Genomic DNA, 14,304 nt, shown 5'->3' with positions numbered 1-14,304 from the left:
CCGCCGCGAACCCGCGGCGGCCGCAAGACTCACGGACGCGCGTTCGCGTCCAGCACCTTGTTCCACTCGGCCACGCGCTCGGCCTTGGCCGCCAGCACCGCAGCGGTGTCGCCCTCGATCTTGACCGAGTTCAGCTTGTCGCCCTGCTGCACGGTATCGACGATCTCCTGGCCTTCCAGGACCTTGCCGAACACGGTGTGCTTGCCGTCGAGCCAGTCGCAGACGATGTGGGTGATGAAGAACTGGCTGCCGTTGGTGCCCGGGCCGGCGTTGGCCATCGACAGCACGCCGCGCTGGTGGCCCAGGCCGTTGCGGGTCTCGTCCTCGAAACGGTAGCCCGGGCCGCCGGTGCCGGTGCCCTGCGGGCAGCCGCCCTGGATCATGAAGTTCGGGATCACCCGGTGGAAGTTCAGGCCGTCGTAGAAGCCGCGCTGGGCCAGGTTGACGAAGTTGGCGACGGTCAGCGGCGCCTTCTCGGCGTTGAGTTCGACGCGGATCGGGCCGCGCGAGGTGTCGAAGGTGGCGATCAGGCTCATGCAACGTGCTCCAGGTGATGCGATGGGGATGGGGTAAGGCGTCGCCGGCCGAGATGGCGACGGCCGGGGCAATCCACAAGGGTACCGAAGCGACGGACCGCGCGCCGGCCCCCGAAGCCCCGGAGGGTCGGCGCAAGCCGCGATCGCCGCAAGCCCGGCCCGGGCAACCGCTCCGACCGCACCGAGCCCCGCCCCGCTGGCCCCAGTTTTCGCGCCATCCGGCGAGATCGCGAGGCCGCGCTTGCAGCCCGAAGCGCGCAAACCCCGCGTTTTACGCCCGCTTCGAGGGCTAGCGGCTCGCCCCGCCCGTGCACGGCCGGCCCGAAACCGCGCCCGGCCTGTTCAGGCTCCTGAGCCGCTGAACAAAAATCCCCGCCCGCACAGGCGCTTGCCGTATTTGCCCCGTATAATGGCCGGCTTCCTTCCAACGTCTAGGCGCCTTCCGGCGTCCTCTCGCATGTCCATCGAACGCCTGCGCAATATCGCCATCGTCGCCCACGTCGACCATGGCAAGACCACCCTCGTCGACCAGCTGCTGAAGCAGTCGGGCACCCTGAACGAGCGCGCCGTGGTCCCGGACCGCGTGATGGACAGCAACGACCTGGAAAAGGAACGCGGCATCACGATCCTGTCCAAGAACACCGCGATCCGCTGGACCAATCCGAACACCAACGAAGTCTGGCGCATCAACATCGTCGACACCCCGGGCCACGCCGACTTCGGCGGCGAGGTCGAGCGCGTGCTGTCGATGGTCGACTCGGTGCTGATCCTGGTCGACGCGATGGACGGCCCGATGCCGCAGACCCGCTTCGTCACCCAGAAGGCCTTCGCGATGGGCTTCAAGCCGATCGTCGTGGTCAACAAGGTCGACCGCCCGGGCGCGCGCGCGAGCTGGGTGCTGGACCAGACCTTCGACCTGTTCGACCGCCTCGGCGCGACCGACGACCAGCTCGACTTCACCACCGTCTACGCCTCGGGCCTGCAGGGCTACGCCGGCATGGACGAGAGCGTGCGCGGCGGCGACATGACCCCGCTGTTCGAGGCCATCTGCAACCACGTGCCGGCGCCGCCGGTCGATCCGGACGGCCCGTTCCAGATGCGCGTGACCTCGCTGGACTACAACAACTACGTCGGCGTGATCGGCGTCGGCCGCATCCAGCGCGGCAAGGTCAAGACCAACCAGCAGGTCACCGTGATCTCCGCCGCCGACGGCAAGCCGCGCAACGCCAAGGTGCTGCAGGTGCTCGGCTTCATGGGCCTGGAGCGGGTCGAAGTCGGCGAAGCGCAGGCCGGCGACATCATCGCGTTCTCGGGCATCGAGTCGCTCGGCATCTCCGACACCATCTGCGATCCGTCCGCGGTCGAGCAGCTGCCGGTGCTGACGGTGGACGAACCCACCATCTCGATGACCTTCCAGGTCAACGACTCGCCGTTCGCCGGCGTGAAGGACCGCAGCGGCGGCAAGTTCCTGACCTCGCGCCAGCTGCGCGACCGCCTCACCCGCGAGACCCAGCACAACGTCGCGCTCAAGGTCGAGGACACCCAGGACGCCGACAAGTTCAAGGTCTCCGGCCGCGGCGAGCTGCACCTGTCGATCCTGATCGAGAACATGCGCCGCGAAGGCTACGAGCTGGCCGTGTCGCGCCCGGAAGTCATCATCAAGCAGATCGACGGCATCATGCAGGAGCCGTACGAGTCCCTCGTCGTCGACATGGAAGAGCAGTTCCAGGGCGGCGTGATGGGCCGCCTCGGCGAGCGCAAGGCGCTGCTGCAGAACATGGAACCCGACGGCAAGGGCCGCGTGCGCCTGGACTACATCATCCCGGCGCGCGGCCTGATCGGCTTCCAGACCGAGTTCCGCACCCTCACCGCCGGCACCGGGCTGCTGTTCCACGTGTTCGACCATTACGGCCCGAAGGCCGACGGCCAGATCGGCCAGCGCCAGAACGGCGTGCTGATCTCCAACGGCACCGGCCCGTCGCCGGCCTACGCGCAGATCGCCATGCAGGAGCGCGGCCGCTTGTTCATCGAGCCGGGCGAGGAGATCTACGAGGGCCAGATCGTCGGCATCAACAGCAAGGACAACGACCTCACCGTCAACGCCCTGCGCGGCAAGCAGCTGACCAACTTCCGCGCGTCCGGCAAGGACGACGACGAAGGCCTGATCCCGCCGATCAAGTTCTCGCTGGAGCAGGCGCTGGAGTTCATCGACGACGACGAACTGGTCGAGATCACCCCCAAGGCGATCCGCCTGCGCAAGAAGTTCCGCAGCGAGACCGACCGCAAGCGCGCCTCGCGCGCGGCCTGATCGCGATGAGGGCGCGGACCGCAACCGCCGGTCCGCGCCCCGCTCCGCACGCCGCGCAACGCGGCGTCGCGCGTCGGTTCCGGGTCTTTTCCGCTTCGCCCCCCGCTTCGATCTTCGATTCCGGCCGCGCCGTCGCAGTTGCGCCGCGCCGCCGCGTGCCTGGGCGGTTGCAAAAATGTCCGCGCACGGGGAACCTGCGCGCGTGAGCGAGATCGAAGCGAAATGGACTTGCATTCCCTGATCTGGTGGTTGGCCGGCCTGGTGCCGGGACTGGCCTTGGGCTGGTGGCTGCGCGCGCGCATCGCCGCGAAGCAACCGATCCGGCAAATCGCCGACGCGCCCGCGCCGCGGCCGCTGCGGCCCGCATCCGAACCGGCGCCACAGGCGGTCGCGGCGCCCTCGACACTGGCAGCAGTGCCCGCGCCTGCGCCCGCCGATTCCGCGCCGATGGCGTCATCCCTCGAGCCTGCACCGGCCGAGCCTGCGCCGACCGAGCCCGCACCGGCCGAGCCCACGCCGCCGGCGTGGCCCGAAGCCGTGCAGGAACTGTTCGACCGCGGCCAGGCGGTCGAGGCGATCGTGCTGATCCGCCGCACCCTCGGCGCCCCGCTCGCGCGCAAGGCCGCGCGCGAGCGGTTCGTCGACCCCGGCGCGTCCGCGCCGCTGCCCGCCGAGGTGCGCAAGCTCGCCGACGACGGCAAGAAGCTCGACGCGATCCGGCGGCTGTGCGATCTCACCCACATGGACCTGCCGCTCGCGCAGCGGCTGGTCGAACACTACGTCGCCCACCCGCGTCGATGACCGATCCCGGCCCGCACTACGACACCGATCCCAATGCCCACCCCGGACTGCACGCGATCGCCGCGGTCGAAGCCGGCAAGGGCCTGCTCGCGCTGTCGGCGGCCAGCGGCCTGGAACTGCTCGGCCCGGCGCCGCTGCAGCGCTGGATCGAGCTGCTGATCCACCGCTTCCACCTCGATCCCGAGCACGGCTCGATGGCCTGGCTCGCGCACAGCATCAGCCCCGGCTCGGTGCACCTGGCGGCCGGCATCGTGTTCGCCTACGCCGCGCTGCACCTGCTGGAAGCCTGGGGCCTGTGGAAGGCCAAGGCCTGGGCGTCGTGGTTGGGCTGCCTCGGCGCGGCGCTGTACCTGCCGTTCGATCTCTACGCCCTGGCGCGCCATCCCGGCTGGCTCGCGATCGCCGTTCTCATAATCAACGTGATCGTGGTTTGGGTTCTCGCCCGCGACATCCTCAAGCGCCGGCGTTAGGCCGCGCGTCGATGACCGGCGGCCACCGCGTGGCGCGCAGCGTGTGCAGCCAGGCTGCGCGCGCGGCACGCGCCATCGCCGCCGAACCGCGCGCGCCATCGCATGCGCATTGCGCAATAGCGATCACGGCCGCGCCGCGCCCGCCCGCGCGGAACCCGCATCCGCGCCGGACAACGCGCGCATCCGTGGCGCGTTTCGCGTCCGTACCGGTCTCCAATCACAGGCCGCGCGGCGCGGGCCGGTGTATCGTGGTCCGGTCGCGGCCGCACGCCGCGGCGGCGTCGACGATACGGGCGGTTCGTCCGCTATCGACGCCCTCCCCAGCCAGAGGAACGCTCATGAAGACCTGGTCCAAGCCTCAGATCCGCGAAATCCCGTGCGGCTGCGAAATCAATTCGTACTCGTCCGGCGACCTGTTCTGAGCATGCCCGCTTCCGCCGTCGCCACGCGCGCGCGGCCGCGCCCCGCCTCGACGGACCGTCGTCCGACGGAACCTCGATGATGCGCATCCTCGTGCTCGGAGCGGCGGCCGGAGGCGGCTATCCGCAGTGGAACTGCAACACGCCCGGCAGCCGCCGGGCGTGGCGCGGGGAAGACGGCGCCAAGCGCCGCAGCCAGGCCAGCATCGCGGTCAGCGCCGACGGCGAACGCTGGCTGCTGGTCAACGCCTCGCCCGACTTCCGCCAGCAGGTGCTGGCGTTGCCGCCGCTGTGGCCGCGCCACGGCCTGCGCCACTCGCCGATCGAGGCGGTGCTGCTCAGCAGCGGCGAGATCGACCACATCGCCGGCCTGCTGTCGATGCGCGAGCGCCAGCGCTTCGACCTGTGGGCCAGCGCGCGCGTGCACGCGCTGCTCGCGCAGAACCCCATCTTCGACGCCCTGCATCCCGACTACGTCACGCGCAAGCCGCTGGCGCTCGACGCGCCGACCGACATCGTCGGCCTGGACTCGCTGCTGGGCCTGCGGGTGACCGCGTTCTCCGTGCCCGGCAAGGTGCCGTTGTTCATGGAATCGCGCAGCCCGGACCTGCGCGGCGGCGACGAGGAAACCCTGGGCCTGGAGATCACCGACGGCCGCGAGCGCTTCTATTACATTCCCGGCTGCGCGGCGCTGACCCAGTCGCTGCGCGAGCGCCTGCGCGGCGCGGCGCTGGTATTCTTCGACGGCACCTTGTGGCGCGACGACGAAATGCAGCGCGCCGGCGTCGGCGGCAAGACCGGCGCGCGCATGGGCCACATGAGCATCGCCGGCGGCAACGGCGCCGACGACGCCGGCACGCTCGCCGCGTTCGCCGGCCTGGATGTGCGGCGCAAGCTGTTCATCCACCTCAACACCACCAACCCCGTGCTCGACGAGGCCTCGCCCGAGCGCGCGCAGGTGCGCGCGCAGGGCTGGGAAGTCGCCGAGGACGGCATGGAACTGACGATATGAACGCCGCCACCGCGCCGGACGCGCGCGCCGCCCAGGCCGAACGCGCGCCGCGCATCGACGCCGACGCGCCGCTGTCGCCCGACGAACTCGAAGCGCGGCTGCGCGCGATCGGCGCCGAGCGCTACCACGACAAGCATCCCTTCCACATCCTGCTGCACGGCGGCCGCCTCGGCCGCGCCCAGGTCCAGGCCTGGGCGTTGAACCGGTTCGAGTACCAGCGCTGCATCCCGCTCAAGGACGCCGCCCTGCTAGCCCGCATCGAGGACCCGCAACTGCGCCGGGTGTGGCGCCAGCGCATCGTCGACCACGACGGCGAGCGCGAGGGCGAGGGCGGCATCGCCCGCTGGCTGCGCCTGACCGACGCGCTGGGCCTGGACCGCGAACTGGTCGAATCCGGGCGCGCGCTGCTGCCGGCCACCCGCTTCGCGGTGCAGGCCTACCTGCAGTTCGTGCGCGAGCGCAGCCTGCTGGAAGCCATCGCCTCCTCGCTGACCGAACTGTTCGCGCCGGCCATCATCGGCCAGCGCGTGGCCGGCATGCTCGCCAACTACGACTTCGTGTCCCGGGACGCGCTGGCCTATTTCGACTCGCGCCTGCAGCAGGCGCCGCAGGACGCGGACTTCGCCCTGGACTACGTCAAGCGCCACGCCGCCACGCGCGCGCAGCAGGAATCGGTACTGGCCGCGCTGCGCTTCAAGTGCGACGTGCTGTGGTCGATGCTCGACGCGCTGCACCTGGCCTACGTCGAGCCGCGCCTGGTCCCGCCGGGCGCGTTCCATCCCGGGCAGGCGCGGCCATGAGCGCGACCATCGACGCCGGCAGCGTGCTGCGGTTCCCGGTCGGCGTGCGCCTGCAGCACGACCGCGCGCGCGAGCGTTGGGTGTTGCAGGCGCCGGAGCGGGTGGTCGAGCTGGACGAGATCGCGCACGCGGTGCTGACCCACGTCGACGGCCGCTGCGACGTCGAGGCCATCGTCGCCGCGCTCGCCGCCGAGTACGGCGCCGACGCCGGCGAGATCTACGGCGATGTGATCGAGCTGTTCTCCAGCCTGCTGGAGAAACGCATGCTGGCGTTCGCGCCCAGGCTGTCGTGAGCGCGCGCGGCGAACGCGTGGCGAACGCGCCGGCGGCGAGTGCGTTCGCCGCGACCATCACATCGCGCCGCGGCGCCGCGGCCTCCGCGATCGCGCCGCGATGAACGCGCAGCCGGCCGCCGTCGTCGCGCCCGAACCGCCGCTGGCGGTGCTGCTCGAACTCACCCATCGCTGCCCGCTGGCCTGTCCGTACTGCTCCAACCCGCTGCAACTGGTCGGCCTGCGCCAGGAACTGGACACCGCGCAGTGGCAGCGCGTGCTCGAACAGGCGGCCGAACTCGGCGTGCTGCAAGCGCATTTCTCCGGCGGCGAACCGACCCTGCGCAAGGACCTGGCCGACCTGCTCAGCCACGCCCGCGCCCACGGCCTGTACTGCAACCTGATCACCTCCGGCGTCGGCGTGACCCGCGAGCGCCTGCAGGAATTGCAGCGCGCCGGCCTCGATCACCTGCAGCTGAGCCTGCAGGACAGCCGCGCCGACGGCGCCGACCGCATCGCCGGTTACGCCGGCGCGCACGCGCGCAAGCTCGCCCTGGCGCGCTGGTGCGGCGAGCTGGAACTGCCGCTGACCCTCAACGCGGTGATCCACCGCCACAACGCCGAACGCGTCGGCGAGATGATCGAGTTGGCGGTCGAACTCGGCGCCGGCCGGCTCGAGGTCGCCCACACCCAGTACTACGGCTGGGGCCTGAAGAACCGCGCCGCGCTGTTGCCGACGCGCGCGCAGTTCGACGCGGCCAGCGCCGCGGTCGCCGCCGCGCGCGAACGCCTGCGCGGACGCCTGACCATCGACTACGTCACCCCCGACTACTACGCGCGTCGGCCCAAGCCGTGCATGGGCGGCTGGGCACAGCGCTTCGTCAACATCACGCCCGAGGGCAAGGTGCTGCCCTGCCACGCCGCCGAGACCATCGACGGACTGCGGTTCGACAGCGTGCTCGAACGCGGCCTGGGCGAGATCTGGCGCGACTCCGACGCCTTCAACCGCTACCGCGGCACCGCCTGGATGCCCGACCCCTGCCGCGGCTGCGAACACCGCGAACGCGACTGGGGCGGCTGCCGCTGCCAGGCGCTGGCGCTGAGCGGACGCGCCGACACCCTCGACCCGGTGTGCGAGAAATCGCCCGACCACGCCGGCCTGCGCGCGCTGGCCGAACGCGAATCGCAGGCCCCCGCGCCGGAATTCGTCTACCGCCGCCCCGGGCGCTGACGCCCGCACTCCGGCGGCATCCCCTCTCTCTGTAGGAGCGGCGCGAGCCGCGACCGCGCCGCCTCCGTTCGCCGCGCCAGCCCGATTCGCGCCGACTCGCGGATCGACTCGCACCGACTCGCACCGATTCGCACCGATTCGCGCCGACTCGCGGATCGACTCGATTCGGCGAGTCCGACGCGGCCGCTCCGACATCGGCCGGCTCTTGTGGGAGGGGCTTCAGCCTCGACGCTGTCCGCTCAGGTCGCCATGCGGCATCGGATCGGATCGGATCGGATCGGATCGGAAAGCGTCGGGCCTGAAGGCCCTCCCACAAAGCACCGCGACCGCCGACGCCACGCGATCCCCCGTCCACGCCGCGACCGGCTTCCGCCCGCCACCGCCGCAGGCATACTCGCCTCGCCCTGCCTTCTCGACCGGAACCGGCCATGCCCGCCCTGCCTCCCGCGCCGCGCCCGAGCGCGCCCGTCCGCGTCCATGCCCTGCTCTGCAGGGCCCAGCGTTACGGCGCACAGCGCTGCAAGGCCTGGCTTTACGGAGCCCAGCTATACAGGGCGCTCTGCGGCACCCTCGCCTGCCTAGTCCTCGCCGGCTGTGCCGGCGGCACTGCGCCGCGGCCGCCGCAGCCCATCGCCGCCACCGCCGCGGCCGCGCCGCGCGACTTCGTGCCCGGCGACCCGTTGCGCATCGCCGAGGCCGACACCGCCTCGCTGGCCGCGCGCATGGCCGGCGGCGAACTCACCAGCGCGCGCCTGACCCAGGCCTACCTCGACCGCATCGCCGCGCTCGACGACGCCGGCCCGCAACTCAACGCGGTGATCGAACTCAATCCCAATGCGCTCAGCGAGGCGCGCGCGCGCGACGAGGAACGCAAGGCCGGACGCGTGCGCGGCCCGCTGCACGGCATCGCGGTGCTGATCAAGGACAACATCGACGCGGTGCCGATGGTCAACTCGGCCGGCTCGCTGGCGCTGGCCGCGCACCGGCCCAAGCAGGACGCGCCGCTGGTGGCCGCGCTGCGCGACGCCGGCGCGGTGATCCTGGGCAAGACCAACCTCAGCGAATGGGCGAACTTCCGCTCCGACCGCTCGATTTCCGGCTGGAGCGGGCGCGGCGGCCTGACCCGCAATCCCTACGCGCTCGACCGCAGCGCCTGCGGCTCCAGCAGCGGCACCGGCGCCGCCATCGCCGCCAGCCTGGCCGCGGTCGGCGTGGGCACCGAGACCGACGGCAGCATCCTGTGCCCGGCGGCGATGAACGGCCTGGTCGGGTTCAAGCCCAGCGTCGGTCTGGTCAGCCGCGCCGGCATCATCCCGATCTCGCACAGCCAGGACACCGCCGGGCCGATGGCGCGCAGCGTCGCCGACGCGGCGCAGTTGCTCAACGTCCTGGCTGCGGCCGAGGCCGGCGGCGACGCGGCGGCGCAGGCGGCCGCCGGCAAGCGCGCGCAGGACTTCGCCGCCGCGCTCGACGCCGACGCCCTGCACGGCGCGCGCCTGGGCCTGCTGCGCGACACCGGGGTCAAGACCCATCCCGACCAGGACGCGGCGCTGCAACGCGCGCTCAAGTCCATGCGCGACGCCGGCGCCACCGTCGTCGAGGTGCGCATGCCGACCGAAGGCAAATGGAACGCGGCCGAGTTCCAGGTGCTGCTGTACGAATTCAAGGACGGCCTGCAGCGCTATCTGCAAGACAGCGACGCGCCGGTGAAGAGCCTGGACGAACTGATCGCCTTCAACCGCGCCAACGCTGCGCGCGAGATGCCGTTCTTCGGCCAGGAACTGCTGGAACAGGCGGCCAGGAAAGGCCCGCTGACCGATCCCGCCTACCGCAAGGCCGCCGCGCAGGCGCGCCAGCTCGCCGGCGCGCAAGGCATCGACGCGCTGATGAAGAAACACAAGCTCGATGCGCTGATCGCCCCGGCCACCGCGCCGGCATTCATGGTCGACCCGGTCAACGGCGATCAATTCGGCGGTTCCAGCTGGGGCGCCGCCGCGGTCGCCGGTTACCCGAGCCTGACCGTGCCGATGGGCGAAGCCCACGGCCTGCCGGTCGGCCTGGTGTTCATGGCCCGGCGCTGGGACGACGCCAAGCTGCTGTCGCTGGGCTACGCATTCGAACAGCTCACCCAGGCGCGCACGGCGCCGAAGTATCGGGTGACGTTGAGCCCGTGAGGCGATTCGGGTTCAGCGCTTCAGGACTGAACTTCGCCCTCGCAAGCCGTGTTCGCTTGTGTGGTGGGACTTCAGTCCCGATGCCTTCTTTTCGGGTCGCCGCGAACTGAAAGGAAAGCATCGGGACTGAAGTCCCTCCCACAAAAAAGCCCGCCATTCGGCGGGCTTTTTTGATCGACCGGGAATCCGAAGCCTCAAGCCGGCGCCGCGATCTGCGCCTGCTTGCGCACGATCAGCATCGCCACTTCCAACGCCTGCTCGTAGTTCAGGCGCGGATCGACGGTCGAACGGTACGCGCGTTCCAGATCGCTCTCGGTCAACTCGCGCGCGCCGCCCAGGCATTCGGTCACGTCCTCGCCGGTCAGCTCCAGGTGCACGCCGCCCAGGCGGGTGCCGGCCGCGGCGTGCAGTTCGAAGCTCTGCTCGATCTCGGCGCGGATGTTGCGGAAGCGGCGGGTCTTGTAGCCGTTGCTGGTGCTCTCGGTGTTGCCGTGCATCGGATCGCACACCCACAACACGCGGCGGCCGTCGCGGCGCATCGCGTCGAGCAGCGGCGGCAGCCTGTCGGCGACCGTGCTCGCGCCCATGCGGTGGATGAAGGTCAGCCGGCCCGGCTCGTCCTCGGGGTTGAGCAGGTCGATGGTGCGCAGCAGTTGGTCCGGCGTCACCGACGGGCCGACCTTGAGCGCGATCGGGTTGCGGATGCCGCGGAAGTATTCGGCGTGGGCGCCGTCCACCGCCGCGGTGCGCATGCCGATCCACGGGTAATGGGTGCTGAGGTTGAAGTGGCCCCAGTGGCGCGGCACCTGCCGGGTCAGCGACTCCTCGTACGGCAGCAGCAGCGCTTCGTGCGAGGTGTAGAAGTCGACCCGGTTGAGGTTGTGCACCTCGGCGCCCGACAGCGTCTCCATGAAGCGCACCGCATCGCCGATGGCGTTGACCATGCGCCGGTACTCGTCGGCCAGCGGCGAGTGGCCGACCCAGCTGAGGTTCCAGTACTCGGGATGGTGCAGGTCGGCGAAACCGCCGTCGATCAACGCGCGCACGAAGTTCATCGTCATCGACGAACGCGCGTGCGCCTTGATCATGCGGCGCGGGTCGGGCTTGCGCGCGACCTCGGTGAACGCCGGGCCGTTGACCATGTCGCCGCGGTAGCTCGGCAGGGTCACCCCGTCGATGGTCTCGGTGTCGGCCGAGCGCGGCTTGGCGTACTGGCCGGCGAAGCGGCCCACGCGCACCACCGGCTTGCGCATGCCGTGCACCAGTACCAGGCTCATCTGCAGCAGCACCTTGAGCCGGTTGGAGATGACGTCGGAGGAGCACTGGTCGAAGCTCTCCGCGCAATCGCCGCCCTGCAGCAAAAATCGCTTGCCTTCCTGCGCCTCGGCCAACTGTTGCTTGAGCGAGAGGATCTCCCACGACGTCACCAGCGGCGGCAGATGGCGCAGCTCGGCCAACGCGCTCTCGAGCTCGGCCTGGTCCGGATAAGTCGGCAGCTGCAGTGCGGTGCGCTCGCGCCAGGAGGTCGGGCTCCAGTCGGCGGGCAGGTTGACGGCACGGAGGTTGCTGCGATCGGAGGCGCTCATTTGCTTGGTTCCGTTGGGTGTCGCGGTGTGTGGGAGGTTTGCGGTGGATGGGAAGGGTGGCGAAGCGGGAGTGCGGTGCGGCGCTTACTTGGGCGAACGGGCGCGGAACGCGGCATAGACCGCCCACAGCGCCAGCACGATGAAGCAGATCAGGCTCCAGGCCGGCATCGCCAGGCCGAGGAAGCTCCAGTCGACGTTGGCGCATTCGCCCGAGCCGGTCATGACCTTGCGGATCACGCCGCCGATCGGCATCGCCTGCATCATGTAATCGAGGCCGGGACCGCAGGCCGGAACCTGGTCCGGCGGCAGGTGCTGCAGGCGCACGTGGTTGCCGGCCACGGCCATGCCGGCGCCGGCGGCGATCAGGGCGAGCACGCCCCAGATCCTGCGGCCCAGCGGCTTGCCCGGGCCGTGGATCGCGCCGAGCAGGAACATCAGGCCCAGCGCGGCGAACGCCACGCGCTGGAAGATGCACAACGGGCACGGTTCGAGGTGCTGATAGAACTGCAGGTAGAGCGCGTACGCGAGCAAGCCCGCGCAGGCCAGGAAGCCGAGCAGGAACTGGATCCGGAAGGAGGCTTTGAAGGGGTTCATGTACACACCATACGGGGCGGGGTTGGGTCGTGCCAATGTCGAATCGGCATGTGGTCGGGCAACGCTGCATCGCGTCGCAGCCCACATGGACTGCGCCGGCGGCGCGAAAGTTGCCGCCCTGCGACGATTCGTCTGCGCGACGATCTCAAGACTCCTGCCGGTCCCGGCTCGTGCCGGTCCGACCTCGCTGCCCGCCCGCGTCCTCCTCGATGCCTGGGCCCGACCCTACCGGTTCGGGACGTTTACCGCGGTAACCGTTGCCGGCGTAACCGTCGCCGGAAAGCAAAAACCCCGACCTCTCGGCCGGGGTTTCGCTCGCAGGGACCCCGACCGCAAAGGCCGAGACCCAGTGTGCTGGCTGTCCGTCGCGCCGGTTGCGGCGCGAACGGGGAATTACTCGGCCGCCGCTTCCGGACGGTCCACCAGCTCGACGTAGGCCATCGGCGCATTGTCGCCGGCGCGGAAACCGCACTTGAGGATGCGCAGGTAGCCGCCCGGACGGGTCGCATAGCGCGGGCCCAGGGTGGTGAACAGGGTGCCGACGGCTTCCTTGTCGCGCAGGCGCGAGAAGGCCAGGCGGCGGTTGGCGACGCCATCGACCTTGGCCAGGGTGATCAGCGGCTCGGCGACGCGACGCAGTTCCTTGGCCTTGGGCAGGGTGGTGCGGATGAGGCCGTGCTTGATCAGCGAGGCGGCCATGTTGGTGAACATGGCATCGCGGTGGGCGCTGGTACGGCTGAACTTACGACCGGCTTTCTGGTGGCGCATGACGGTGATTCCTGTGAATGTTGTGACGGTTGGGTTTCGCTGTCGCCATCCAGGCGTTGGAGCATTGGACTGCGGATGGTCCGAACCGGGCTTCCTTGACCGGTTGGCCGCGGACCTTGGGGGCCGTCGGCTGGGTGTTGCGTGGAGCGGGTGTTGCGGATTACATCAATGCGGGTGAATCAAGAGCCCACGCTTCGGCTGACTTCGGCGTGGACTCTTTTCGCCCCCTGCCCGGCGCAGCGCGCCGGGCGTTCGCCCAAGCGCGCGGCGGTGCCGCGCAAGCGGCTTGGGCTCACCCCATCATCCCGTGCGAGGCGATGCCGGCCGGCGGCCAGTTTTCGAGCTTCATGCCGAGGGACAGGCCGCGCTGAGCCAGCACTTCCTTGATCTCGGTGAGCGACTTCTTGCCCAGGTTCGGGGTCTTGAGCAGCTCGACCTCGGTCTTCTGGATCAGGTCGCCGACGTAGTAGATGCTCTCGGCCTTGAGGCAGTTGGCCGAACGCACGGTCAGCTCCAGATCGTCGATCGGGCGCAGCAGGATCGGATCGATGCCGCTGGTGGCCGGCTTCTGCGCGCCGCGGTCGCGGTGGGTGAAGTCGCCGAACACCGACAGCTGGTCGGTGAGGATGTCGGCGGCGGTCCGCACGGCTTCCTCGGCGTCGATCGTGCCGTTGGTCTCGATGTCCAGGACCAGCTTGTCCAGGTCGGTGCGCTGCTCGACGCGCGCGGCTTCCACGGCGTAGGCGACGCGGCGGACCGGCGAGAAGCTGGCGTCCAGGACCAGGCGGCCGATCGCGCGGCTCTCTTCGTCCGGACGACGGCGCGAGGCCGCCGGCTGGTAGCCGAAGCCGCGCTCGATCTTCAGACGCATGTTGATCGCCGTGTCCTTGGTCAGGTGGCAGATCACGTGGTCGGTGTTGAGGATTTCGACGTTGTGGTCGGTCTTGATGTCGCCGGCGGTGACGATGCCGGGGCCCTGCTTGGCCAGCGACAGCGTCGACGACTCGCCGGTGTGCATGCGGATGGCCACGTCCTTCAGGTTCAGCAGGACTTCCAGCACGTCCTCTTCCAGACCTTCGACCGTGGTGTACTCATGCAGCACGCCGTCGATTTCGACCTCGGTGATGGCGAAACCCGGGATCGACGACAGCAGCACGCGGCGCAGCGCGTTGCCCAGCGTGTGGCCGTAACCGCGCTCCAACGGCTCGATCACGACTTTGGCGCGATTGCCGGCGAGGCGTTCGATCTGCGGGCCACGCGGGCGCAGTACCTGGTTGGCGGTAACCGTCATGTTTCGGTGTCTCCAATGACCTTCGCCGGGGGGCGACGGAAG

Annotated in this window: 16 protein-coding genes; 10 read left to right on the top strand and 6 right to left on the bottom strand. The window is 70.2% G+C overall.

What is annotated here, in order from left to right; genetic code table 11:
- Positions 1 to 29: 29 nt before the first annotated feature.
- Entirely contained in the window at positions 30 to 536 is a 507-nt protein-coding gene (locus JHW41_RS07145) for a peptidylprolyl isomerase (protein ID WP_057948523.1), read from the bottom strand.
- A gap of 457 nt (positions 537 to 993) precedes the next feature.
- Here JHW41_RS07145 and typA point away from each other — a divergent pair, with 457 nt between their 5' ends.
- From typA to JHW41_RS07105, 10 genes are all read left to right on the top strand, one after another.
- Positions 994 to 2,844 carry a translational GTPase TypA gene (gene typA, locus JHW41_RS07140; RefSeq protein WP_057948524.1) on the top strand — a complete coding sequence of 617 codons (1,851 nt, stop codon included), beginning with the start codon at positions 994 to 996 and terminating at the stop codon, positions 2,842 to 2,844.
- 222 nt (positions 2,845 to 3,066) lie between these two features.
- Positions 3,067 to 3,645, top strand: coding sequence for a hypothetical protein (locus JHW41_RS07135; RefSeq protein ID WP_250449448.1), 579 nt, complete (start codon positions 3,067 to 3,069; stop codon positions 3,643 to 3,645).
- Positions 3,642 to 4,115, top strand: a complete 474-nt coding sequence (locus JHW41_RS07130) for a DUF2127 domain-containing protein (RefSeq protein WP_250449447.1) — start codon at positions 3,642 to 3,644, stop codon at positions 4,113 to 4,115. Before JHW41_RS07135 ends, JHW41_RS07130 begins: the two co-directional genes overlap by 4 nt.
- Positions 4,116 to 4,126: 11 nt before the next feature.
- On the top strand, positions 4,127 to 4,537 hold the full coding sequence (gene pqqA, locus JHW41_RS26595) for a pyrroloquinoline quinone precursor peptide PqqA (RefSeq protein ID WP_428995472.1): 411 nt from the start codon (positions 4,127 to 4,129) through the stop codon (positions 4,535 to 4,537).
- A 79-nt stretch (positions 4,538 to 4,616) separates the two neighbouring features.
- Complete coding sequence (gene pqqB / locus JHW41_RS07125; RefSeq protein WP_250450814.1) at positions 4,617 to 5,546, top strand: pyrroloquinoline quinone biosynthesis protein PqqB; 930 nt, start codon at positions 4,617 to 4,619, stop codon at positions 5,544 to 5,546.
- On the top strand, positions 5,543 to 6,346 hold the full coding sequence (gene pqqC / locus JHW41_RS07120) for a pyrroloquinoline-quinone synthase PqqC (protein ID WP_078999408.1): 804 nt from the start codon (positions 5,543 to 5,545) through the stop codon (positions 6,344 to 6,346). Before pqqB ends, pqqC begins: the two co-directional genes overlap by 4 nt.
- On the top strand, positions 6,343 to 6,639 hold the full coding sequence (gene pqqD, locus JHW41_RS07115; RefSeq protein WP_057948528.1) for a pyrroloquinoline quinone biosynthesis peptide chaperone PqqD: 297 nt from the start codon (positions 6,343 to 6,345) through the stop codon (positions 6,637 to 6,639). Before pqqC ends, pqqD begins: the two co-directional genes overlap by 4 nt.
- A gap of 100 nt (positions 6,640 to 6,739) precedes the next feature.
- Entirely contained in the window at positions 6,740 to 7,849 is a 1,110-nt protein-coding gene (pqqE, locus tag JHW41_RS07110; protein WP_250449446.1) for a pyrroloquinoline quinone biosynthesis protein PqqE, read from the top strand.
- Between the two features lie 207 nt (positions 7,850 to 8,056).
- Positions 8,057 to 8,431: a DUF6053 domain-containing protein gene (locus JHW41_RS26590; protein ID WP_428995471.1), complete on the top strand. Its 375-nt coding sequence runs from the start codon at positions 8,057 to 8,059 to the stop codon at positions 8,429 to 8,431.
- Between the two features lie 140 nt (positions 8,432 to 8,571).
- Positions 8,572 to 10,023 (top strand): amidase, encoded by a 1,452-nt coding sequence (locus tag JHW41_RS07105; RefSeq protein WP_250450812.1) that lies wholly within the window; start codon positions 8,572 to 8,574, stop codon positions 10,021 to 10,023.
- On the opposite strand, the gene JHW41_RS26585 is transcribed toward JHW41_RS07105, so the two are convergent.
- From JHW41_RS26585 to JHW41_RS07085, 5 genes are all read right to left on the bottom strand, one after another.
- Positions 9,974 to 10,180: a DUF6053 domain-containing protein gene (locus JHW41_RS26585; RefSeq protein WP_428995470.1), complete on the bottom strand. Its 207-nt coding sequence runs from the start codon at positions 10,178 to 10,180 to the stop codon at positions 9,974 to 9,976. The genes JHW41_RS07105 and JHW41_RS26585 overlap by 50 nt on opposite strands.
- A 37-nt stretch (positions 10,181 to 10,217) precedes the next feature.
- Positions 10,218 to 11,609 carry a class II 3-deoxy-7-phosphoheptulonate synthase gene (locus tag JHW41_RS07100; protein ID WP_250449445.1) on the bottom strand — a complete coding sequence of 464 codons (1,392 nt, stop codon included), beginning with the start codon at positions 11,607 to 11,609 and terminating at the stop codon, positions 10,218 to 10,220.
- 84 nt (positions 11,610 to 11,693) lie between these two features.
- Positions 11,694 to 12,203 (bottom strand): disulfide bond formation protein B, encoded by a 510-nt coding sequence (locus JHW41_RS07095; RefSeq protein ID WP_250449444.1) that lies wholly within the window; start codon positions 12,201 to 12,203, stop codon positions 11,694 to 11,696.
- Positions 12,204 to 12,596: 393 nt separating this feature from the next.
- A complete protein-coding gene (rplQ, locus tag JHW41_RS07090; RefSeq protein ID WP_057948532.1) occupies positions 12,597 to 12,971 on the bottom strand; it encodes a 50S ribosomal protein L17 in 375 nt (124 codons plus the stop codon).
- A gap of 292 nt (positions 12,972 to 13,263) precedes the next feature.
- Positions 13,264 to 14,262: a DNA-directed RNA polymerase subunit alpha gene (locus JHW41_RS07085; RefSeq protein ID WP_057948533.1), complete on the bottom strand. Its 999-nt coding sequence runs from the start codon at positions 14,260 to 14,262 to the stop codon at positions 13,264 to 13,266.
- Between the last annotated feature and the right edge of the window lie 42 nt (positions 14,263 to 14,304).

It is taken from the genome of Lysobacter enzymogenes (assembly GCF_023617245.1).
In the GTDB taxonomy this organism is placed as follows: Bacteria; Pseudomonadota; Gammaproteobacteria; order Xanthomonadales; family Xanthomonadaceae; genus Lysobacter; species Lysobacter yananisis.
This window is presented reverse-complemented; position numbering and strand designations above follow the sequence as displayed.

Bases quoted from the DNA above. Each gene is read 5' to 3' on its own strand.
- pqqB (WP_250450814.1), top strand. From the start codon at position 4,617: ATGCGCATCCTCGTGCTCGGAGCGGCGGCCGGAGGCGGCTATCCGCAG.
- rplQ (WP_057948532.1), bottom strand. From the start codon at position 12,971: ATGCGCCACCAGAAAGCCGGTCGTAAGTTCAGCCGTACCAGCGCCCAC.
- pqqE (WP_250449446.1), top strand. From the start codon at position 6,740: ATGAACGCGCAGCCGGCCGCCGTCGTCGCGCCCGAACCGCCGCTGGCG.
- JHW41_RS07145 (WP_057948523.1), bottom strand. From the start codon at position 536: ATGAGCCTGATCGCCACCTTCGACACCTCGCGCGGCCCGATCCGCGTC.
- pqqA (WP_428995472.1), top strand. From the start codon at position 4,127: ATGACCGGCGGCCACCGCGTGGCGCGCAGCGTGTGCAGCCAGGCTGCG.
- JHW41_RS07100 (WP_250449445.1), bottom strand. From the start codon at position 11,609: ATGAGCGCCTCCGATCGCAGCAACCTCCGTGCCGTCAACCTGCCCGCC.
- JHW41_RS07095 (WP_250449444.1), bottom strand. From the start codon at position 12,203: ATGAACCCCTTCAAAGCCTCCTTCCGGATCCAGTTCCTGCTCGGCTTC.
- JHW41_RS07085 (WP_057948533.1), bottom strand. From the start codon at position 14,262: ATGACGGTTACCGCCAACCAGGTACTGCGCCCGCGTGGCCCGCAGATC.
- typA (WP_057948524.1), top strand. From the start codon at position 994: ATGTCCATCGAACGCCTGCGCAATATCGCCATCGTCGCCCACGTCGAC.
- JHW41_RS07135 (WP_250449448.1), top strand. From the start codon at position 3,067: ATGGACTTGCATTCCCTGATCTGGTGGTTGGCCGGCCTGGTGCCGGGA.
- JHW41_RS07105 (WP_250450812.1), top strand. From the start codon at position 8,572: ATGGCCGGCGGCGAACTCACCAGCGCGCGCCTGACCCAGGCCTACCTC.
- JHW41_RS07130 (WP_250449447.1), top strand. From the start codon at position 3,642: ATGACCGATCCCGGCCCGCACTACGACACCGATCCCAATGCCCACCCC.
- JHW41_RS26585 (WP_428995470.1), bottom strand. From the start codon at position 10,180: ATGGCGGGCTTTTTTGTGGGAGGGACTTCAGTCCCGATGCTTTCCTTT.
- pqqC (WP_078999408.1), top strand. From the start codon at position 5,543: ATGAACGCCGCCACCGCGCCGGACGCGCGCGCCGCCCAGGCCGAACGC.
- pqqD (WP_057948528.1), top strand. From the start codon at position 6,343: ATGAGCGCGACCATCGACGCCGGCAGCGTGCTGCGGTTCCCGGTCGGC.